General features: G+C 63.0%; 14 protein-coding genes and 5 tRNA genes. 12 read left to right on the top strand and 7 right to left on the bottom strand.

Features of this window, described 5'->3' with window-relative positions; translation table 11 throughout:
• The first annotated feature begins 79 nt into the window (after positions 1–79).
• Positions 80–156, top strand: a tRNA-Met gene (locus QD280_RS08965).
• A 216-nt stretch (positions 157–372) separates the two neighbouring features.
• Here the strand turns inward: QD280_RS08965 and QD280_RS08960 are convergent.
• Positions 373–1,701 (bottom strand): M18 family aminopeptidase, encoded by a 1,329-nt coding sequence (locus QD280_RS08960; protein ID WP_279838983.1) that lies wholly within the window; start codon positions 1,699–1,701, stop codon positions 373–375.
• A 293-nt stretch (positions 1,702–1,994) separates the two neighbouring features.
• On the opposite strand from QD280_RS08960, the gene QD280_RS08955 reads away from it, so the two are divergent.
• Positions 1,995–4,103: a carboxy terminal-processing peptidase gene (locus tag QD280_RS08955; protein WP_279838982.1), complete on the top strand. Its 2,109-nt coding sequence runs from the start codon at positions 1,995–1,997 to the stop codon at positions 4,101–4,103.
• A gap of 503 nt (positions 4,104–4,606) precedes the next feature.
• Here the strand turns inward: QD280_RS08955 and QD280_RS08950 are convergent.
• The 5 genes from QD280_RS08950 to QD280_RS08930 all read right to left on the bottom strand — a co-directional run bounded on the left by QD280_RS08950 (position 4,607) and on the right by QD280_RS08930 (position 6,243).
• A tRNA-Asn gene (locus QD280_RS08950) sits at positions 4,607–4,682 on the bottom strand.
• Between the two features lie 97 nt (positions 4,683–4,779).
• Positions 4,780–4,855: transfer RNA gene (locus tag QD280_RS08945), tRNA-Asn, on the bottom strand.
• A gap of 78 nt (positions 4,856–4,933) precedes the next feature.
• Positions 4,934–5,009, bottom strand: a tRNA-Asn gene (locus QD280_RS08940).
• A 174-nt stretch (positions 5,010–5,183) separates the two neighbouring features.
• A tRNA-Met gene (locus QD280_RS08935) sits at positions 5,184–5,260 on the bottom strand.
• Positions 5,261–5,346: 86 nt separating this feature from the next.
• Positions 5,347–6,243 carry a choline ABC transporter substrate-binding protein gene (locus QD280_RS08930; RefSeq protein WP_279839122.1) on the bottom strand — a complete coding sequence of 299 codons (897 nt, stop codon included), beginning with the start codon at positions 6,241–6,243 and terminating at the stop codon, positions 5,347–5,349.
• A 482-nt stretch (positions 6,244–6,725) separates the two neighbouring features.
• Between QD280_RS08930 and betI the strand changes: the two genes are divergently transcribed.
• The 4 genes from betI (at position 6,726) to QD280_RS08910 (ending at position 13,789) form a co-directional block, all read left to right on the top strand.
• Entirely contained in the window at positions 6,726–7,382 is a 657-nt protein-coding gene (betI, locus tag QD280_RS08925; RefSeq protein ID WP_043335913.1) for a transcriptional regulator BetI, read from the top strand.
• A complete protein-coding gene (gene betB, locus QD280_RS08920; RefSeq protein WP_043335915.1) occupies positions 7,375–8,856 on the top strand; it encodes a betaine-aldehyde dehydrogenase in 1,482 nt (493 codons plus the stop codon). Before betI ends, betB begins: the two co-directional genes overlap by 8 nt.
• Before the next feature lie 387 nt (positions 8,857–9,243).
• Positions 9,244–10,959, top strand: a complete 1,716-nt coding sequence (betA, locus tag QD280_RS08915) for a choline dehydrogenase (RefSeq protein ID WP_279838981.1) — start codon at positions 9,244–9,246, stop codon at positions 10,957–10,959.
• Between the two features lie 361 nt (positions 10,960–11,320).
• Positions 11,321–13,789: an acyl-CoA dehydrogenase gene (locus tag QD280_RS08910; protein WP_279838980.1), complete on the top strand. Its 2,469-nt coding sequence runs from the start codon at positions 11,321–11,323 to the stop codon at positions 13,787–13,789.
• A gap of 141 nt (positions 13,790–13,930) precedes the next feature.
• Here QD280_RS08910 and QD280_RS08905 read toward each other — a convergent pair whose 3' ends face one another.
• Positions 13,931–14,518, bottom strand: a complete 588-nt coding sequence (locus QD280_RS08905; RefSeq protein ID WP_054555137.1) for a hypothetical protein — start codon at positions 14,516–14,518, stop codon at positions 13,931–13,933.
• Positions 14,519–14,883: 365 nt separating this feature from the next.
• Here QD280_RS08905 and ugpB point away from each other — a divergent pair, with 365 nt between their 5' ends.
• The 6 genes from ugpB (at position 14,884) to QD280_RS08875 (ending at position 21,219) form a co-directional block, all read left to right on the top strand.
• Positions 14,884–16,254: a sn-glycerol-3-phosphate ABC transporter substrate-binding protein UgpB gene (ugpB, locus tag QD280_RS08900; RefSeq protein WP_279838979.1), complete on the top strand. Its 1,371-nt coding sequence runs from the start codon at positions 14,884–14,886 to the stop codon at positions 16,252–16,254.
• A 200-nt stretch (positions 16,255–16,454) separates the two neighbouring features.
• Entirely contained in the window at positions 16,455–17,330 is an 876-nt protein-coding gene (gene ugpA, locus QD280_RS08895) for a sn-glycerol-3-phosphate ABC transporter permease UgpA (protein WP_107335458.1), read from the top strand.
• A complete protein-coding gene (gene ugpE, locus QD280_RS08890; RefSeq protein WP_279837259.1) occupies positions 17,330–18,175 on the top strand; it encodes a sn-glycerol-3-phosphate ABC transporter permease UgpE in 846 nt (281 codons plus the stop codon). Before ugpA ends, ugpE begins: the two co-directional genes overlap by 1 nt.
• 102 nt (positions 18,176–18,277) lie before the next feature.
• Complete coding sequence (locus QD280_RS08885; RefSeq protein ID WP_279838978.1) at positions 18,278–19,393, top strand: sn-glycerol-3-phosphate import ATP-binding protein UgpC; 1,116 nt, start codon at positions 18,278–18,280, stop codon at positions 19,391–19,393.
• Positions 19,394–19,573: 180 nt separating this feature from the next.
• Positions 19,574–20,401 (top strand): glycerophosphoryl diester phosphodiesterase, encoded by an 828-nt coding sequence (locus QD280_RS08880; protein WP_279838975.1) that lies wholly within the window; start codon positions 19,574–19,576, stop codon positions 20,399–20,401.
• A complete protein-coding gene (locus QD280_RS08875) occupies positions 20,398–21,219 on the top strand; it encodes a DeoR/GlpR family DNA-binding transcription regulator (protein WP_064503346.1) in 822 nt (273 codons plus the stop codon). Before QD280_RS08880 ends, QD280_RS08875 begins: the two co-directional genes overlap by 4 nt.
• Positions 21,220–21,321: the final 102 nt, after the last annotated feature.

The following is a 21,321-nucleotide window of genomic DNA, read 5'->3' as shown; positions in this document are numbered from 1 at the left end:
TGATGAATTCCCTGCCACTTTTTCGCGCTGATGCGTTGACAACATCGCGGACAATCCGTAATATTCGCCTCCGTTGGACGGCTACATAGCTCAGCTGGTTAGAGCACATCACTCATAATGATGGGGTCCCCTGTTCAAATCAGGGTGTAGCCACCAACCAAGATTCGAAAGGCCTGACTGCTTGCAGTCAGGCCTTTTTCGTTGTGCGCGATCCATACGCAAGACTCGCGCATCCGGCGTCCTGCGCCGTAGTCCTCGAGCCAGATCACAGGCATCAAAAAGGGCGACCCGCAGGCCGCCCTTTTTCCAGGCTCGTCTTTTTACGATATTACGCTACGCGCCCGCTCTCTCAGCACAATCCGGCTCGACTACTCAGTCCAGCTGCTCGCGATTGCAGAAGGCTACCAGCACCTTGATCAGCATGGCGACATCGGCACTGCCGGATGTCTCACGAATCGAGTGCATGCCCCACTGCGGCAGCCCCACATCCAGAGTCGGCACCCCCACCTCACTGGCGGTGATCGGCCCGATGGTGCTGCCACAGCCCATGTCGGCACGACTGACGAAGGTCTGCACCGGCACATCCTGCTCGCGACACATCTCGCGGAACAGCCCGGCCGTGGTGCTGTTGGTGGCGTAACGCTGATTGGCATTGACCTTGATGACCGGCCCGGCATTCAACTTCGGCCCATGCCCCGCATCATGCTTGTCCGCGAAATTGGGGTGCACGGCGTGGGCATTATCGCAAGAAATCATCAAGGAGCGCTGCACGAGGCACTGATAGCCTTCTTCGCTGTCCAAGCCGACGTAGTGATTGATGCGCTTGAGCACATCAGCCAGGAAGGGCCCCTGGGCACCACAGGCGCTGGCACTGCCGACTTCTTCATGATCGGTGGTGACGAACAGCGCCCCCTGACTGCCATCGGCCTCCAGCAGTGCCTCGAGACCGACGAAACAGGACAGCAGATTGTCGAGGCGCGCACTGGTGATCAACTCACCTTTCAGCCCCGACTGCGCCGCCGGCTGCAGATCATGCAAGCCCAGCTCGAAGTCGACGACATCCGCGACCCGCACGCCGTGCTGCTCCTCGATCAGCTCGATCAACAGCGCATTGAAGGCCTCCGCGGGCGTCCCGGCCTCTTCCCCAAGCTGCATGACCACGGCTGACATCTGGGTCTGGGCATTGATGGCACGCCCGCTGTTGACGTCACGATCCAGATGGATCGCCAGGCTCGGCACGCAGGCAAACGGACGCATGACCGTCAGCAGCAGCGTCTCGCGACGACCGTCCGCATGCCGCACCTGGACGCGGCCCGCAAGCCCCAGATCGCGATCGAACCAGGTGCTCAGCAACACGCCACCATAGGTCTCGACGCCCAGCGTCAACCAGCCCTGACTGGCCTGTGCCGGATTGGGCTTCAGGCGCAGACAGGGCGAATCAGTGTGCGCACCGATCATCCGAAGTGAGCTCAGCGACGTATCACCCTTCGGGAGCTGAAAGGCAATCAACGAGGAATCATTGCGCGTGACATAGGCGCGCTCACCGGGCGCCAGCTGCCAGGAAGACATCTCGCTGAGGCGACGATAGCCCGCCTGTTCAAGACGCTGCGCCATGGAAGCCGTCGCGTGCCACGGCGTGGGAGAAGAAGACAGGAAGTCGAGCAGTGCGGGAACGCGGGAATCCGCAATCGCATGAGTCATGATGGCGTCTGGTCCTCGAAGATATATGCAAGGCACTGTATAAGAAGAAACATGATGGGGAAAACCTGTGACGACCCTTCGATGACATGACTGCCATCCAGTCACCATTCAGCGGGGCGTCGAGAAGCGCGGCATGCCAGCCAAAGCCCTGCGCTGACAGAGTTTTCACAACCCCAACGCATCAACGCCAGACAACTGTGTATGGTGCGTGAGACTGCTACAATGCCCGCTCGACCCCCTGCGGGGAGGTCGTTCAGGGAGCAGAGTGTACATGAATCGGGAGTGCTTCATTGATGAGCCTGTTCGCAAACGTCCGGCGCACGGCATTCGTTGCCCTGTGTCTTGCCATGGCCGGCCCTGCCAGTGCCGCGGTCACCCCTACTGACGCCGATGCACAGGCTGCTCGCGAAGTTGCCGAGTCTTTGCGCTATGGGCATTACGAAGATGTGACCCTGGATGACCACTGGGCCAACCGCGCCTTTACGCAATACCTCAAGACTCTCGACCCCCAGAAAGCCTATCTGCTGGATACGGACATCAGCGAGTTCAGCGACCTGCGTCACGATTTCGACGACGCCATGGTCGATGGTGATCTCGAGCGTATCTATGGCCTCTACGAGCGCTATCAGCAACGCCTCACCGCACGCCTCACCTGGCTGGTGAAGACGCTGGACGCCAAGCCGAGCTTCGATTTCGACAAGGACGATCGCCTGGCGCTGGACCGCAAGGACAGCCCGTGGGCCGATAGCGAGCAGGAGCTCGACGAGCTGTGGCGCAAGCGCCTCAAGAATGCCTGGCTATCGATGTCGCTGTCCGACAAGAGCGATGACGAGATCGCCAAGACGCTCAGCGAGCGTTATTCCAACCAGCTCAAGCGCATCAAGCAGACCAACGATGAAGATATCCTGACGCTGGTGATGCATGCCGTGACCGGCAGCATCGACCCGCACAGTGAATACTTCTCGCCGCGCCAGGGCGAATCCTTCGATATCCAGATGAAGCTGTCGCTGGATGGCATCGGCGCCCTGCTGCAATCCGAAGGCGAATACGTCAAGGTCTCGAGCCTCGTGCCCGGCGGCCCTGCCGAGAAGGATGGCGAGCTCAAGCCGGCTGATCGCATCGTGGCCGTCGGCCAGGGTCAGGGCGACAGCGAGTGGACCAACGTGGTCGGCATGCGCCTGGATGACGTCGTGGATCTGATCCGCGGCCCGAAGGGCTCCGTCGTGCGCCTGGAAGTGATTCCGGCCCAGTCGCTGGATGTCACCAAGACACGTGAACTGGATATCACCCGCGACACCGTCAAGCTCGAGGACCAGGCCGCCAATGCCAAGGTCATCGACGTCAAGCGCGATGACGGCGTCCACAGGATCGGCGTCATTCATGTGCCCGCCTTCTATGTCGATTTCGATGCCTGGCAGGCCGGTGAAGACGACTACCGCAGCACCACCCGCGACGTGGCGCGCCTGATCGATGAACTGAAGGCCAAGCAGGTGGAAGGCATCATTCTCGATCTGCGCAACAACGGCGGTGGTGCCCTGCAGGAAGCCAATTCGATGATCGGCCTGTTCATCGATCGCGGCCCCACCGTGCAGGTGCGTGATGCACGCGGCCGTATCAGCCTCTACGGCGATACCGACGCCGGCACCCACTATGACGGCCCGCTGACCGTGCTGGTCAACCGCCTCTCGGCCTCGGCATCCGAAATCTTCGCCGGTGCGATCCAGGACTACGGCCGCGGCCCGATTCTCGGCAGCCAGACCTTCGGCAAGGGCACGGTGCAGACCATCTCCTCGCTGAGCGAAGGCGAGATCAAGCTGACCCGCGCCAAGTTCTATCGCATCTCCGGCGACTCGACCCAGAACAAAGGTGTGAAGCCGGACATCGCCTTCCCCAGCGTCATCGACCCGCAGGAGATCGGCGAATCCAGCCTCGACTACGCACTGCCCTGGGATCAGGTACGCCCGGTGAAGTATCGCCGCTACGGTGATCCGGCACGCTATCTGGCCGCATTGCGCGCCCGCCACCAGAGCCGCGTCGAACAGGACCCCAACTTCAGCTACCTGAAGAGCGAAGTCGCGCTGTCAAAGGCACTGCGCGCGCAGCAGACCAGCATCAGCCTCAATCGTGAGCAGCGCAAACGCGAGATGGATGCCCAGGAAGCCGAGCAGCTGGCACTGGAAAACAAGCGCCGTCGTGCCCTCAACCTCGAGCCACTGACAAGCTTTGCCGAACTCGATGCCGCCAGCGACCACATCTCTTCCCCCGAGAGTGATCCCGAGCAGGAAGCCGATATCGAAGAAGGCAGCAGCGACAAGGAAGCCAAGGACCCGATCGATCAGGCTCAGCTTCAGGAAAGTGCCGAGATCCTGCTCGACTACGCCCACCTCACCGGTGATCGCTAGACTCTCGTGACTCGCACCATGACCCGCGTCTGACGAAGCTGGTCGACCGCCAAGGCCCCTACCCTCATGCAACACCGAGCGCAGGGGCTTTTTCATGCCACAAAGAAAGCCAAGGCATGCGCAGCATCAAGGCCGCGCGAGGCAGCAACGCACACACATCAACACATACGAAGCAACACATACGAAGCAACGACAAGACAGAAAACGTAACAGCAGAAGCGGAATGGCATGCATCGCAACGCCAGGCAGCTGCCGCGCAGAGGATGACAGCAGCATGCTGGCGACGCGGGAACACACTCTCGAGGCAGAAAGCACGAAATGCTGAAGCAGCACGAAATACCAAAGCAAGATGCGGAGCAGGAGCGGACTGACGAGCAGAACTGAGGAAGCAGGGTTTGCGAACAGAGCTCAGAAACAGGGCTTATGGTCAGGGCCAACAAGCAAGGCTCAGGCAGCGATGGTGCGACCAGCAGAGAACACGAGGGGAAGCAGGGAAGTGATATTGGCTCCTCGAACAGGACTCGAACCTGTGACCCAATGATTAACAGTCATTTGCTCTACCAACTGAGCTATCGAGGAACAACAAAATATCGATCGATATCAGGGCGATATCGAAGCTGACGACGAGGAGCTCATCTATCAGCGTCATTTCCGGCATTGGCAGGAAGCCTTGGATTGGCTCCTCGAACAGGACTCGAACCTGTGACCCAATGATTAACAGTCATTTGCTCTACCAACTGAGCTATCGAGGAACGACCGGAAATCCATCTGTCAGTGACATCATCATGGATGCTATCAGGCTGACATTTCAAGCATGCTACATGTGCTATTGGCTCCTCGAACAGGACTCGAACCTGTGACCCAATGATTAACAGTCATTTGCTCTACCAACTGAGCTATCGAGGAACAACCTTGAACACGCGACGAATTATACGGAAATACTCAATGGCGTCAACCACCTTCGGCCATTCAGACCACCGCAGAACTCGTTCGATTCCTCCTGCCGGATCCACCTCCGAAAGCGCACTAAGCGACATCCAGATGTGACAAGGCCCGCACGGATGCAGGCCTTGGAATCACTGGTGGCTACACCCTGATTTGAACAGGGGACCCCATCATTATGAGTGATGTGCTCTAACCAGCTGAGCTATGTAGCCACACGACGAGGCGTATATTGCAGGTCAGGCTGCTGAATTGCAAGCACTTTTTATCAAAAGCTCAACAGACGAGCCTGACGGACCGATCAGATCCCCAGCGATGTCTTCACCGCGGCAAGGCCCGGCTGACCCTCCACGGTCTCGACCCCCTTGAGCCAGGCCTCCAGCACCTGCGGGTTCTGCTTGAGCCAACTGGCCGCCGCGTCATCCGGGTCTTCGCCGCCATCCATGATGTCGCCCATCAGCTGGTTTTCCATCTCCAGGGTGAACTCGAGATTGGAAAGCAGGGCCCCGACGTTGGTGCATGTCTCGCTGTAGCCCGCGCGGGTATTGGTATACACCGTCGCACCCCCCAGATTCGGCCCGAAGTAATCATCGGCTCCTTCCAGATAGCCCATCTCGAAGCGGGTATTCATCGGGTGCGGTTCCCAGCCGAGGAACACGACCCACTCCTCGGCGGCAATCTTCGACTTCACTTCCGCCAGCATGCCGGCTTCCGAGGAGTCGATCATCTCGAACTCGCCCATGCCGAAGGCGTCGTCATCGATCATGTCGGCAATGATCATGTTGCCGTCGTTGCCCGCCTCTATCCCGTAGATGCGGCCGTCGAACTTCTCGAGATTGTCGGCAAGGTCCGCCACCGAGGTCACGCCGGCATCCAGCACATACTGCGGCACCGCCAGGGTGTATTTCGCACCCTGGAGATTGGCGCGCGGGCGATCGACCTGCCCCTTGTCGATGTAAGGGTCACTGATGGAGGCCATCGACGGCATCCAGTTGCCCAGGAAGACATCGAAGTCATCATTCTTCATGCCGGCATAGGCGATCGGCACCGAGATGGTGTCAGAGGTCGTCTCATAGCCCAGCCCTTCCAGCACGGCACGCGTCAGGGCGGTGGTTGCCGTAATGTCCGTCCAGCCGACTTCGGCGAAACGCACCGTGCGACATTCTTCCGACACGGCGGCCTGGGCCTGATTCGCCATGACCGGCACGGCGATGACGCCCAGTGCCAACAGCACCTTACCAGGTGATCGTTTCATGCTAACCCCTTGTTTTATTGTTCGTTGTCATTCAACTCTCGGCCATCGGCGCAACGTTCAACCTACGTTGAGATCGACATGCTGCCCCTCCATGTTCTACCGCACTGTAGCGCTTTTACCAACCGGCCTCACCAACCCACAGTCTTGAACGCCCGCCTGTCGTTGGCCGCCACCTGCTCTCGATTCCTCGTGCGCCTCCCCCTCCTGACCATCCCTGACCGCCCCCCCTGACTGCTTCCGGCTGCCCCGCCTTGCCTCGACTTGACGCATCGGGAACCAGCCTCTACACTTTTTGTTAATTGAACGTTCAATAAAAATTTTGCACACGACAGCATGGTGCAGCGCTCGCGGCAAACCGGTGATGATCCAGTACCATGGCCACACCAAGTGTCACACCGACCCGATATACGAAAAGGACTCCGTTGATGCCCAAAGTGGGAATGGAACCTATCCGCCGCCGCCAATTGATCCAGGCCACCATGCAAGCCATCGATGAGGCAGGACTCGCCGACGCGACCGTGGCCCGTATCGCCCGTCACGCAGGTGTGTCCACCGGCATCATCAGCCACTATTTCGGCGGCAAGGATGGCTTGATGGAAGCCACCATGCGCCAGATTCTCACTGACCTGCGCAGCGCCGTCAGTGAGCGTCGCGCCGCACTGGCCGACGATGACGTCCGCAGCCATCTGCGCGCGGTGATCGACGGCAACTTTGACCGCAGCCAGGTCAGCCAGAGCGTCTCCAAGACCTGGCTGGCCTTCTGGGCCTCCAGCATGCACCGCATTCCGCTGGAACGCCTGCAGCGGGTCAACGACAGGCGGCTGATCTCCAATCTATGTGCCCTGTTCCGCCGCTGCATGCCGCTGAACGAGGCACGTGATGCCGCGGCCGGACTGGCCGCCTTGATCGACGGCCTGTGGTTGCGCGGTACGCTGGACCCGACCGGCCTCGATGTCGAGCGCGCACGCCGCCTCGCCTACGAATATGTCGACTACCAGCTGACACGTCACATGGCAGCATCCCTGAACGCGACAGACTCCCCCACTTCCCCTGAACCCAGTAAGGAGCGCACGCATGGCTAACGGCAACGCAAGCTTCCCGACCCAGACCCTCTACATCGGTGGCCGTCGGGTCGAGGCTACCTCCGGCGAGACCTTCGAGACCGTCAACCCGGCCACCGGCGAAGTCATCGCCGAGATCCAGCAGGCCAGCGGTGCCGACGTCGATACCGCCGTCGAAAGCGCCCTGCAGGGTCAGAAGGTGTGGGCCGCGATGACCGGCATGGAGCGTTCACGCATCCTGCGTCGCGCCGTCGACCTGCTGCGCGAGCGCAACGACGAACTGGCGCTGCTCGAGACACTCGACACCGGCAAGCCGCTGTCGGAGACCGAAGCGGTCGACATCGTCACCGGTGCCGATGCACTCGAGTACTACGCGGGCCTCGCGCCGGCCATCGAAGGCAGCCAGATGCCGCTGCGTCAGGAAGCCTTCGTTTATACCCGCAAGGAGCCGCTGGGCGTCATCGGCGCCATCGGTGCCTGGAACTACCCGATCCAGATCGCCTGCTGGAAGTCTGCCCCGGCCCTCGCCGCCGGCAACGCCATGGTCTTCAAGCCCAGCGAAGTCACTCCGCTGAGCGCACTGAAGCTGGCCGAGATCTTCACCGAAGCCGGTCTGCCGGATGGCGTGTTCAATGTCGTGCAGGGCGATGCCCGCGTCGGCGTGATGCTCACCGAGCACCCGGATATCGCCAAGATCTCCTTCACCGGGGAAGCCGGTACCGGCAAGAAGGTCATGTCCGCGTCCGCCTCTTCCAGCCTCAAGGAAGTCACCATGGAGCTGGGCGGCAAGTCCCCGCTGCTGGTGTTCGCCGACTCCGATCTCGACCGTGCCGCCGACGGCGCCATGATGGCCAACTTCTACAGCTCCGGTCAGGTGTGCACCAACGGCACCCGCGTGTTCGTCGAAGCCAGCGTCAAGGACGCCTTCGAAGCCAAGATCGTCGAGCGCGTCGCGCGCATCAAGGCCGGCGACCCGCAGGACCGCGCCACCACCTTCGGCCCGCTGGTCAGCTTCGAGCACCTGGACAAGGTCGTCTCCTATCTGGAGATCGCCAAGCAGGACGGCGCACGTCTGCTGGTCGGCGGTGAGCGCATGAGCGAAGGCGACTTCGCCAAGGGCGCCTGGGTCGCACCGACCGTCTACACCGACTGCAGCGATGACATGCGCATCGTGCAGGAAGAGATCTTCGGTCCGGTGATGTCCATCCTGTCCTTCGACAGTGAAGAGGAAGTCATCCGTCGCGCCAACGACACCACCTATGGCCTGGCGGCTGGCCTGTTCACCGAGAGCCTGAACCGCGCGCATCGCGTGATTCACCAGCTCGAAGCCGGCATCTGCTGGGTCAACACCTGGGGCGAGTCGCCGTCCGAGATGCCGGTCGGCGGCTACAAGCAGTCCGGTATCGGGCGCGAGAACGGTGTCGAGACGCTGTCTCACTACACCCAGACCAAGTCCGTGCTGATCGAGATGGGTCCGTTCGAGTCCGCCTTCTGAGCCATCACTGGCCGCAAGGCCTGACGACAGCAGCACCCTCTGGCGCCAGAGGCTGAAGTACCGGCTCTCAAGACCGGGCCTCAAGACCGGGTCTGAGCACCGGGCCTAAGCACCGGACCTCAAGTACTACAACGCGCCAGATGCCCCACCTGCCGGCATGTCGAACACTCGCCATGCCGGCTGCACGCCGCGTCGCTCGCCAGCGCCGCGCGCAGTGCCCGAATCCCGATGAGTCGTTGAGTCACCGATGGCAGCTTGCTGTCATGCGGTGCCCCGACGGCTCACCACAGACAAGCAAACGTATCCAGCAGCCCGGCAGTGGCCACTCCCCGTCGTGAACGGGGCATCATGTGCCCGCATGTGGCACCCGATACGAGAGGAGATTTCATGAGCCAATTCGAGCGTGAATACGACTACGTCATCATCGGCGCCGGCAGCGCCGGCAACGTGCTGGCCACCCGCCTGAGCGAAGACGCCGATGTCAGTGTGCTGTTGCTGGAAGCCGGTGGCCGCGACCACCGCTTCGACTTCCGCACCCAGATGCCCGCCGCGCTGGCGTACCCGCTGCAGGGTCAGCGCTACAACTGGGACTTCAAGACCGATCCCGAGCCGCACATGAACAACCGTCGCATGGAATGTGGCCGCGGCAAGGGTCTGGGCGGCTCCTCGTTGATCAATGGCATGTGCTACATCCGCGGCAACGCGCTGGATTACGACAACTGGGCCAAGGACCCCATCCTGGCCGACTGGAACTATCGTGAGTGCCTGCCCTACTTCCGCAAGTGCGAGACGCGCGATATCGGCCCGAATGACTACCATGGCGGCGACGGCCCGGTGTCGGTCACCACGCCCAAGCAGGGCAACAACGAGCTCTATCATGCCTTCATCGCGGCAGGCATCGAGGCAGGCTACCCGGCCACCGAAGACGTCAACGGCTTCCAGCAGGAAGGCTTCGGCCCGATGGACCGCTTCGTGACCAAGGAGGGCCGTCGTGCCTCCACCGCGCGCGGCTATCTGGATACCGCCAAGAAGCGCTCCAACGTCACCATCGAGACGCGTGCCACCACCGACGTCATCCTGTTCGAAGGCAAGACGGCGGTCGGTGTGAAGTACGAGCGCAAGGGCCAGGACCACCGCGTGCGTGCGCGCAAGGAAGTGCTGCTGTGCGCTGGCGCCATCGCCTCGCCGCAGATCCTGCAGCGCTCCGGCGTCGGCAATCGTGAACATCTCGAGCCGCTGGGCGTGAAGATGGTCCATCACCTGCCGGGCGTGGGCGAGAACCTGCAGGATCACCTCGAGCTCTACATCCAGTACGAGTGCACCCAGCCGATCTCGCTCTACCCGTCCCTCAAGTGGTACAACCAGCCGCCCATCGGTCTGGAATGGATGCTCAAGGGCACCGGTGTCGGCGCCAGCAACCAGTTCGAGGCCGCCGGCTTCATTCGCAGCGATGACAACGAGGCCTGGCCGAACCTGCAGTATCACTTCCTGCCGATCGCGATCAGCTACAACGGCAAGAGCGCGGTGCAGGGCCACGGCTTCCAGGCGCACGTCGGGTCGATGCGCTCCCAGAGCAAGGGTCGCGTTCGCCTGACCTCTCTCGATCCCAAGGCTGCACCGTCGATCTTCTTCAACTACATGGCCGAGGAGCGTGACTGGGAAGAGTTCCGCGCCGCCATCCGCCTGACCCGCGAGATCATCGCCCAGCCCGCGCTGGACCCCTACCGCGGCCGCGAGCTGGCACCGGGCGCCCAGGCACAGACCGACGCCGAGCTCGACGAGTACGTGCGCAACCACGCCGAGACCGCCTACCACCCGTGTGGCAGCTGCCGCATGGGCAGTGACGAGACTTCAGTGGTCGATGGTGCCGGTCGCGTGCATGGCCTCGACAACCTGCGCGTCGTCGATGCCTCGCTGTTCCCGGTCATCCCGACCGGCAACCTGAATGCGCCGACGATCATGCTGGCCGAGAAGATGGCCGACAAGATTCGTGGCCGCGCGCCGCTGCCGCCGTCCGACGCCGATTACTTCGTGATCGAACCCGGCACGCCGGCCAAGAAGCCCGCCAAGCGCAAGATCGACTCTGCTCCGATCAATGGCTGAGCACTGATCAATGACTGAGCACTGATCAACGCCAGAGCCCGTGCGAGTCAACGCCTGCGACAGGTAGTCTGACCTCACGCACGCAAGCGCTATCGATCGACCAAGGCCCCGCATTGCGGGGCCTTTTTCATGCCTGTCAGACAGCTTTCACTCACCCCGGTCTGGCGCTCGCCGACCGCCTCCCCCGGGCGACTGCCCTTTTCGAGAATGAATCCGCACACCTTAGACCTTGGACGTACTGCAGGTTCGGGCAACATGGGATACGCTGAAGAGAATTCAAACAACTGTTCTAAACGCATGGCTGCTACGCTGTAGAAACGCCATGCAAAGACACCATCCCTCGCCACCCGGAGATCCTGCCATGACGCAGCTCATCCTCATCCTTGTCGCCGTTGCCGGTCTGTTGGCCGTCATGGCACGCGAAGCCGGGGCCCTCGCGGCCATCGGCGTTCTCGCCATCATCGGTATCGTCGGCCTGGCGGTCGACGCGCCGGTGCTGGGTTGCCTGCTGCTGATCGGCGCGGCACTGGTCGCGGTATGTGGCCTGCCGGCCCTGCGCAGCAAGTGGCTCAGCCCGCGCCTGTTCGCGATGTTCAAGAAGGTCTCCCCCAAGGTCTCGGACACCGAGAAGGTGGCGCTGGAAGCCGGCACCGTGTTCTGGGACGCCGAGCTCTTTTCCGGCAAGCCGCAATGGGACACCCTGACCGCACAGCGCAACGACGGCATCTCCAGCGAAGAGCAGGCCTTCATCGACGATCAATGCTCTGTCGCCTGCGGCATGACCAACAGCTGGGAGATCGCGCGTGAGCGTGCCGATCTGCCCGAAGCGCTGTGGGAATTTCTCAAGCGCGAGAAGTTCTTCGGCATGATCATTCCCAAGGAATATGGCGGCCTGGGCTTCTCGGCCAAGGCGCAGTCGCTGGTGCTGCAGAAGCTGGCAGTCAACGAGACACTGATGGTCACCGTCGGCGTGCCCAACTCCCTCGGCCCGGGCGAGCTGCTGCTCAAGTACGGCAGCGAAGAACAGAAGAACTACTACCTGCCGCGTCTGGCCGATGGCCGCGAGATTCCGTGTTTCGGCCTGACCGGCCCGCGTGCCGGCAGTGACGCGACCTCCATCCCGGACACCGGCATCGTGTGTCGCGGCATGCATGACGGCGAGGAAGTCGTCGGTATTCGCCTGAACTTCGAGAAGCGCTGGATCACCCTGGCGCCGGTCGCCACCGTGGTCGGCCTGGCCTTCCGCATGTTTGACCCCGAGCACCTGCTGGGCGACGTGGAAGACATCGGTATCACCTGTGCCCTGATTCCGCGCGACACCGACGGCATGGACATCGGCCGTCGTCACCACCCGATCGGCGCGCCGTTCATGAATGGCCCGATCTTCGGCAAGGACGTCTTCATTCCGCTCAGCTACCTGATCGGTGGCGAGCAGATGGCCGGACAGGGCTGGAAGATGCTGGTCGAGTGTCTGTCGGTGGGTCGCTGCATCACTCTGCCGTCCGGCTCCGCGGGCATCTCGCGCTACGCACTGGGCTGGAGCGCCGGCTTTGCGCGCATCCGTCGTCAGTTCAATCTGCCGGTGGCCGAGATGGAAGGCGTGCAGGAGCCGCTGGCACGCATGGCCGCGATGAACTACATCAGCCAGGCGTCGGTGCTGCACACCGCCAACATGATCGACAACGGCCACAAGCCGGCGGTGCCCTCCGCCATCCTCAAGAGCCAGCTGACCGAGATGGCCCGCTCGCTGCTGGCCGACGGCATGGACATCCACGGCGGACGCGGCGTGACGCTTGGCCCGCGCAACTACATCGGCGTGGCCTACGCCGGCACTCCGGTATCAATCACGGTGGAAGGCGCCAACATCATGACCCGCAACCTGATGATCTTCGGTCAGGGCGCGATCCGCTGCCATCCTTACGTGCTGGAGGAGCTGGCCGCCAAGGACGCCGATGACCTGAACGCCTTCGACAAGGCCTTCTTCCGCCATGCCGGCCTGATCTTCGGCAACGCGGCACGCGCCTTCACCCAGAGCTTCGGCATCGGCGGCAAGGCCACCGGCTTCGACGCCGTCGCCACGCCCTACGCCAGCCACATCAACCGCTTCAGCGCCGCCTTCTCGCTGTCCGCCGATGCGGCCATGGCAAGCCTCGGCTCCAGCCTCAAGGCGCGCGAGATGCTGTCGGCACGCCTGGGCGACGTGCTCTCCAACCTCTACCTGGCGTCACTGACGCTCAAGCAGTGGCACGAATCCGAGGCCTGCGAACACGAAGAGGCGCTGTTCCACTACAGCATGCAATGGCTGTTGCACCGCGCGGAAAAGGCACTGGATGAGCTGTTCGCCAACCTGCCCAACCGTGCGCTGGGCACTGCCCTGCGCGTGATCGCCCTGCCGCGTGGCCGTCAGTTCGCCATGCCCAGGGACAGCCTGACCCGCGAGATCGCCCGCGCCGTCTCCACCGACACCGCCCTGCGTGCCAAGCTGACCGACAACACCTGGGACGCGCAGGACGAAGGCCAGCAGGACAACGCCCTCGCCCGCTACAACGCGCTGCTCAAGGACTACCCGCGCGCCGAGCCGATCTACAAGGCGCTGGCCAAGGCCTACCACAAGGGCGAGATTCCGGCCGACGCACTGTCACCGGAAGCGCGTATCGAAGCGGCGGTCGAGGCAGGCATCCTGTCCGCCGAGGATGGCGACTTCATGCGCGTCTTCGAAGCCGAGGTACTCGACATGCTGACCGTCGACCACTTCGAATTCGACGCCTTCGTGCGCAAGCCGATGGCGAGTGACGGCACCGCCTCCAACCCGCAGCAGGACGCCGCCTGATGACTGGCCGACGCCCGCTTGATCGACGCCCACCTGATCGATACAGGAATTGATCGCCGATCGCAGAACCACAAAGGCCCCGCTCACTGAGCGGGGCCTTTGTCTTGGCAGAGCATGTCATTCGCTTGCGTCATCTCATCCTCAGATATGACGCGCGAAGTGCTCCAGGTCACGCACGAAGGCGTTCTTGTAGGTCTCGAAGTCCTTCGGGCGCGCCTTGAAGGAGCGTTTGATGCGCTCGCGGTCCAGGCGCAGCGGCGCGTCGAGGGCCGCCAGGTTGCCGACACGCGCCGCCGGATTCATGCCGACCAGCTCGCGCGGTTGATCGCCTTCGGCCTCGGCCTCCAGCCAGTCGTTGATGCCGGCGCGACGCAGCACGCTGACCAGTGAGCTGTCGGTGATGCGCACCTGCAGGCGGCCGTGATCGGACAGCTGGGAGACCAGCGCGATGCCGTGGTCGTGACCGCGATGCACCGTCGGCGTCGCCCACAGCGCCAGATTCAGGCCACGTGCGTTCTCGTCGAGTACCAGCAGCGCGGCAGAGTGGATGCGCTCGGCATCGTCGACCAGCGCGAACAGGCGCGCCATCTCATTCTCGAACCACACCCCACGCACGCCGGCGTAACTCACCAGCGCATCCAGACCACCCTCGCGGCCATGGACTTCGGCGCACAGCATCGCCAGACAGGCATCACGTCGGGCACCGGCACTCACTTCAACCACTTTCATCGCGTTCTCCGCCACAGGCATTTTCAGCGCGCAAGACTAGCACACTCGCTCGCCGGCCGCTTATTCCGGACTTGAGTTACCCCCGGCGCCTCGCTTGCCAGTATGAGCCGAGCTGGCGGCGCCACACACTCGCTGCTCATTCACAAACTCAGTCACAAATTCAGCCATAAGCTCAACCTCGCTCGAATGAACATCTTCCTGTCACAAAGTTGTAAGGCGGGCGCTATAGAGTCGTCTACGCTTTTCGGACGATCATCAAAAGAACAAGAAAATGTTCACTTGATCGTCGCCATCGATCGTCAGCGGCCAGCGTCCTTCTTCTTTGTTGCGGAAGCTGGCCAGGGGAACCTCTCAGGAGTTTGACCATGCGCCGCCCGACTCATCATGCAAGCACCCGCACGACTGCCACCGCGTCTCGTCGCCTCGCCAGCCTCGCGCTGGCCATCGGTTTCGCCTCCGCCTCCGCCAGTGCCCTCGCCGCCACCGAGGTGGAGTGGTGGCACGCCATGGGGGGCGGACTCGGCAAGAAGGTCGACGAGATCGCGGCCGACTTCAACGCAAGCCAGGACGACTACGTCGTCAAGCCGGTCTTCAAGGGCAACTACTCCGAGACCATGACCTCCGCCATCGCCGCCTTCCGCGCCGGCAAGGGCCCGGACATCGTGCAGATCTTCGAGGTCGGCACCGCCACCATGATGAGCGCCAAGGGCGCGATCGTCCCGGTGCATCAGCTGATGGCAGACTTCGCGCCGCAGGAAGGCACCGCCTTCGACCCGAACGCCTACCTGTCTGCCGTCACCGGCTATTACACCGATACCGACGGCAAGATGCTGTCGATGCCGTTCAACTCCTCGACGCCGGTGACCTACTACAACAAGGACGTGTTGGCCAAGGCGGGCGTCGAATCCATCCCGCAGACCTGGCAGGAGATGGGCGCCGCGCTCAAGAAGGTCGTCGATTCCGGCGCCGCCAGCTGTGGCCTGACCACCACCTGGCCGTCCTGGGTGATGCTGGAGAACTTCTCGGCGCGCAACGACGTGCCCTTCGCCAGCCAGGCCAATGGCTTCGCCGGCACCGATACCCGCCTTGAATTCAACACGACCGCCGTGGTCGACCACATCCAGCGTCTCGATGACTGGCAGGCCGACAAGCGCTTCGTGTTCGGCGGTCGCTTCGATGACGCGGCGCCCAAGTTCTACTCCGGCGAGTGCGCGATGATGATGGGCTCTTCCGCCAGCTATGCCGGCGTCAAGGAAAGCGCCAAGGGCTTCGAGTTCGGCGTGGCACCGCTGCCCTATGACAGCGACGTGATCGAGACGCCACAGAACTCCATCATCGGTGGCGCGTCGCTGTGGGTGCTGTCCGGTCACAGCGATGAGGAATACCAGGGCGTCGCCAAGTTCTTCCAGTACCTCTCAAAGCCTGAAGTGCAGGCCGACTGGCACCAGTTCACCGGCTATCTGCCGATCACCACTGCCGCGGCAGAGCTGACGCGCGAACAGGGCTTCTACGCCGAGAACCCGGGCACCGACGTCGCCATCACCCAGATGACCTCCGCGACGCCGACCGAGAACTCCAAGGGCCTGCGCCTGGGCAACATGGTGCAGATTCGTGACGTGATCAATGAAGAGCTGGAGAAGATCTTCTCCGGCAAGGAAAGCGTGCAGGACGGTCTCGACAACGCCGTCAAGCGCGGCGATTCGCTGCTCGAGAAGTTCGAACGCGCCAACGGCTGATCATCGCCACACCGGGGGCGGGCCCATGCCGGGCTCGCCCTCCCGCTATTTTCTCCAGCCAGAGAGCGGAAAGCGCATCCGACATCCGGTGTCCTTTCCCTTCTCTCACGGCTTGATGGCGCAGGAGCGGCCGAGGCTTGCCGACTCCGTGCTACCGACGGAACCACCCAGTCCCTCCTTGCTTGCGAGACCCCTGCTGCATGGCCCATTTCAATCGACACCCCATCACGCCCTGGATACTACTGGCGCCTCAGCTGCTGATCGTGGCCGTGTTCTTCTTCTGGCCGGCCTACCAGGCCATCGAACAGGCCTTCTATGTCGAGGATGCCTTCGGGCTCTCGCGGGAATTCACCGGGCTGAGCAACTTCGTCGGCGTACTGAGCGAGCCGGAATATCTCACGACACTATGGACGACCACCTATTTCTCCTTTGCGGTGGCCTTCGGCGCCATGGCATTGGCGCTGGGGCTGGCCGTACTGGCCGACCGCGTGCTGCGCGGCGCACACGCCTACAAGACCCTGCTGATCTGGCCCTACGCCGTGGCGCCCGCCGTGGCCGGGGTGCTGTGGCTATTCCTGTTCGACCCGACGCTGGGCATTCTGCCGGAGCTGCTGTCCGCCATCGGCATCGACTGGAATCACAAGCTCAATGGCGATCAGGCCATGTTGCTGGTGGTGCTGGCCTCGATCTGGAAGCAGATGAGCTACAACTTCGTGTTCTTCCTCGCAGGCCTGCAGGCGATCCCCAAGAGCCTGCTGGAAGCGGCCGCGATGGACCGCGCCGGCCCATGGCGGCGTTTCTGGACCATCACCTTCCCGCTGCTCTCGCCGACCAGCTTCTTCCTGCTGGTGATGAACGTGGTCTACGCCTTCTTCGAGACCTTCGGCACCATCGATGCCACCACCCAGGGCGGCCCGGCCGGCTCGACTCGCACCCTGGTCTACAAGGTCTATGAAGATGGTTTCGTCGGGCAGGACCTGGGCTCGAGTGCTGCCCAGTCGGTGTTGTTGATGGTCATCGTCGGCGTGCTGACGCTGATCCAGTTCAAGTATGTCGAGAAGAAGGTGCAGTACTGATGCGCTACAACCGCCCCGGGCTTGATATCGCAAGCCATGCCCTGCTGATCGTCGGCTGCGCACTGTTCTTCCTGCCGGTCTGGATCGCCTTCAGCGCCAGTACCCACGAGATGGGTGACCTCTACTCCAACGTCGCCCCCGTCTGGGTCGGCGAGGCTGGCCTGGGCAACTACCGCCAGCTGCTGGCAGACCCGGTCAGCAGTCTCGGCGCCGACGTGATGACCCTGTTGTTCAACTCGATGCTGATGGCACTGGGCATCGCCATCGGCAAGATCATCATCTCGGTGCTGGCCGCCTACGCGATCGTCTTCTTCGAGTTCCGCTTCCGCAAGCTGTGCTTCTGGCTGATCTTCATCACCCTGATGCTGCCGGTGGAGGTGCGCATCCTGCCGACCTTCAAGGTGGTGGCCGACCTCAACATGCTGGACAGCTACGCCGGCCTGATCCTGCCGCTGATCGCCAGCGCCACCGCGACCTTCCTGCTGCGCCAGTTCTACCTGACCATCCCGGCGGAACTGGTCGAGGCCGCGCGCATCGATGGCGCCGGGCCGTGGCGCTTTCTCAAGGACATCCTGCTGCCGCTGTCGAAGACCAACATCGCGGCGCTATTCGTGATCATGTTCATCTACGGCTGGAATCAGTATCTGTGGCCGCTGTTGATCACCACCGATGCCGACTACCTGACCATCGTCGTCAGCCTCAAGCGCATGCTGACCACCGGGGATGGTCTGGTGCCGTGGCAGGACGTCACCGCCACCACGCTGCTGGCCATGGGCCCGCCGGTACTGGTGATCCTGTTCATGCAGCGCTACTTCATCAAGGGCCTGGTGGACAGCGAGAAGTGACCTCGCGCGCCGACCCGCGATACCTCGCCCCAAGCCCCCTGATTCCGTTACGTCGTGATGGACAGACTTGCCCGTCACGCCACCGCTCTGGATACACAACTCATGGCAACACTGGCGCTCAAGCAGCTCAAGAAGCAGTACCCCAATGGCTACAAGGCCCTGCATGGCATCGACCTGGCCTTCGGCGAAGGCGAGCTGATCGTCATCGTCGGCCCGTCCGGCTGTGGCAAGTCGACCCTGCTGCGCACCCTGGCAGGCCTGGAGGACATCTCCGAGGGCGATCTGGAGATCAACGGCAAGCGCGTCAATGAGCTGGAACCCGCCGAGCGCGACATCGCGATGGTGTTCCAGAACTACGCGCTCTACCCGCACATGAGCGTGTTCGACAACATGGCCTACGGCCTCAGGAACCGGCGCACGCCCAAGGACGAGATCCAGCAGCGCGTCAGCGAGGCCGCCGAGCTGCTGGGCCTGACCGAGCTGCTCGATCGCCGCCCCAAGCAGCTCTCCGGCGGCCAGCGCCAGCGTGTCGCCATGGGGCGCGCCATCGTGCGCAAGCCGCAGGTCTTCCTGTTCGATGAGCCACTCTCGAACCTGGACGCCAAGCTGCGTGTGCAGATGCGTCTCGAGATCCGTCGCCTGCAGAAGCGTCTCAAGGTCACTTCCGTCTACGTGACCCATGATCAGACCGAGGCCATGACCCTGGCGGATCGCCTGGTGGTGATGAATGGCGGCCATGTCGAGCAGTTCGGCACGCCGATGGCGCTCTATGATCAACCCGCCAGCCAGTTCGTCGCCGGCTTCATCGGCTCGCCGGCGATGAACTTCTTGAGCGCCACCCAGGCACAGGCAGGCCTTGCGCTGCCGTGTGGCGCAACCATTGCCCTGCAGGGCGAAGGCCTGGCCACGGGCGCCGAGCTGACCCTCGGCATTCGCCCCGAGCACCTGCAGGTACTGGGAGCAGCCGATGCCCTGCCCGCAGGGGCCGCGGAGCTTGAGGCGCGCATCGAGCTGGTCGAACCGCTGGGCGCGGACACCCTGGCGTACTGCCGACTGCAAGGCCAGAGCGAGCCGCTGGTGGTGAGACTGGATGGCGAGCACGCCGTCGCGGAAGAACAGACGCTGCGCCTGGCCATCCTTCCGGCGCGTGCCCATCTGTTCGGCGCCGACGGCAAGCGGCTGGCAACCCGCGAGCAGGCGACAGCGGCCATCGAATGAGCGCTTGCGTCCTGTCGCGGGGCGACGGAACCCCTTGCCCTGATAACGTCATCATTGGATGGTAATGCTTGAGACCTGCCCTGATCCGTCTCGCGTCTGAGCATCAGTGATCCGCCTCGACCGATCAGCGCCACAGCTGCGTGGCGGGCAGACATGCCATTCTTTCTGTGAGGATTCACCATGGTTTCATCGTCACATTCAGCCGACACATCACATTCAACTGACAGCGTCCTGTCCCTGCCCCTGGCGATCGCACATCGCGGCCTGTCGGCCTATGCGCCGGAAAACACCCTGGCCGCCATTCAGGCGGCGCATGAAGCAGGCTTTCAATGGGTCGAGCTGGACGTACAGTTGCTGGGCGATGGCACGCCGGTCATCTGGCACGACGCCGGCGTGAATCGCTGCTCGGATGGGCGTGGCAAGCTCAAGAATCTGGATTGGGACAGCGTGCAGACCTTCGATGTCGGCAGCTGGTTCAATGCGTGCTTTGCCGGTGAGCGCATGGCCTCGCTCAAGCAGGCGCTGGAGCTGATCGCGCGCCTGGACATGCGCCTGAATCTGGAACTCAAGCTCAGCCCTGGCCACGATGCCCAGGCGCTGGTCGATGCTGCCATCCCGATGGCCAGCGCCCATCTGCCCGCCTCACACCTGATCATCTCGTCGTTTGATCCCCAGGCGCTGCGGTTGACGCGTCAACGCGACCCGCAGGTGCATATCGGCCTGCTCTACGATGACATCCCCGACGACTGGCAGAGCCTGGCCGATGAGCTGAACGCAAGTTCCGTGCATGCCGATTGGCGCGCCCTGACTCGCGCCGCGGCCAGTGACATCACCAGCCGGGGCCACAAGCTGCTCTGCTATACGCCCAACGATGCAGCCGCCTTCGCGCCGCGCTGGGCCTGGGGTGTGGATGCCGTCATCAGCGATGACCCGGCCATCTTCAGCGAGGAGGATCGCGAGCCCACTCTACCGCACGACACCACCACGCAAGGGCTACCCCAGACATGACCCCGGGCATCGAGCGCGACAGTCGCAGCGTTGAACACGCGAGCAATGATGCACTGACGCCGCGCCAGCAACAGATTCTCGAGCGACTGGCCCGCGAGGGCCAGCTGGCCGTCGACCCGCTGGCCCACGCCTTCGACGTCACGCCCCAGACCATCCGGCGTGACCTGGGCGTGCTGTGTGAGCGCGGGCTGGCGCGTCGGCGTCACGGCGGCATCGAGCGCCCACCGGGCGGCTACAACCTGGGACATTCCCAGCGCATCATGCTGGCGCGCACTGCCAAGCAGGCCATGGCCGCCAGCGTGGTCGCCGAGATTCCCGATGGCGCCACCCTGGCGCTGGGCATCGGCACCAGCGTGGTGGCGGTCGCCGAAGCCCTGCTTGCCCGACGCGGCCTGCGCGTGATCACCAACAACCTGCAGGTGGCGCAGGCGCTCTCGACCCACCCGGATGTCGCCGTCCAGTTGGCGGAAGGACAACTGCGCCCGCAGGACCTCGACGTGGTCGGCAGCGCCACCGTAGCCTTCTTCGCGCGTCATCAGGTCGATATCGCGGTCCTCGGCTGTGGCGGTCTCGATGCCGGTGGGCTGCTCGACTTCGATCCGGAAGAAGCCGCGGTCAGCCGTGCGCTGGTCCATCACGCCCAACGCCGGATTCTGGTCGCCGATGCCAGCAAATGGGGGCGCGCCGCCATGTGCCGCATCGCCCCGCTCGAGGAGATCGACCTGCTGGTCACCGATGAACTGCCCCATCAGCCCGATTATCGCAGCGCGCTGGAGGCTGCCAGCCAGCAGAGCCTGTCGGTGCGTTTCACTGCCTGAACCGAGGCGCGTCGCGCAAGCCGGCACGCATCGACGATACTGAAGGGACACGCGACTGATGACAGCCGCGCTCCCGCTCACCTTCTGAGGATTTCTGGAATC

The organism is Cobetia sp. 1AS1, assembly GCF_029846435.1.
GTDB lineage: Bacteria > Pseudomonadota > Gammaproteobacteria > Pseudomonadales > Halomonadaceae > Cobetia > Cobetia amphilecti.
This window is presented reverse-complemented; position numbering and strand designations above follow the sequence as displayed.

Coding starts and splice junctions, on each gene's coding strand:
- ugpB (WP_279838979.1), top strand. CDS start 14,884: ATGCGCCGCCCGACTCATCATGCAAGCACCCGCACGACTGCCACCGCG.
- QD280_RS08960 (WP_279838983.1), bottom strand. CDS start 1,701: ATGACTCATGCGATTGCGGATTCCCGCGTTCCCGCACTGCTCGACTTC.
- betI (WP_043335913.1), top strand. CDS start 6,726: ATGCCCAAAGTGGGAATGGAACCTATCCGCCGCCGCCAATTGATCCAG.
- QD280_RS08955 (WP_279838982.1), top strand. CDS start 1,995: ATGAGCCTGTTCGCAAACGTCCGGCGCACGGCATTCGTTGCCCTGTGT.
- betA (WP_279838981.1), top strand. CDS start 9,244: ATGAGCCAATTCGAGCGTGAATACGACTACGTCATCATCGGCGCCGGC.
- QD280_RS08905 (WP_054555137.1), bottom strand. CDS start 14,518: ATGAAAGTGGTTGAAGTGAGTGCCGGTGCCCGACGTGATGCCTGTCTG.
- ugpE (WP_279837259.1), top strand. CDS start 17,330: ATGCGCTACAACCGCCCCGGGCTTGATATCGCAAGCCATGCCCTGCTG.
- betB (WP_043335915.1), top strand. CDS start 7,375: ATGGCTAACGGCAACGCAAGCTTCCCGACCCAGACCCTCTACATCGGT.
- QD280_RS08880 (WP_279838975.1), top strand. CDS start 19,574: ATGGTTTCATCGTCACATTCAGCCGACACATCACATTCAACTGACAGC.
- QD280_RS08875 (WP_064503346.1), top strand. CDS start 20,398: ATGACCCCGGGCATCGAGCGCGACAGTCGCAGCGTTGAACACGCGAGC.
- QD280_RS08930 (WP_279839122.1), bottom strand. CDS start 6,243: ATGGCGAATCAGGCCCAGGCCGCCGTGTCGGAAGAATGTCGCACGGTG.
- ugpA (WP_107335458.1), top strand. CDS start 16,455: ATGGCCCATTTCAATCGACACCCCATCACGCCCTGGATACTACTGGCG.
- QD280_RS08885 (WP_279838978.1), top strand. CDS start 18,278: ATGGCAACACTGGCGCTCAAGCAGCTCAAGAAGCAGTACCCCAATGGC.
- QD280_RS08910 (WP_279838980.1), top strand. CDS start 11,321: ATGACGCAGCTCATCCTCATCCTTGTCGCCGTTGCCGGTCTGTTGGCC.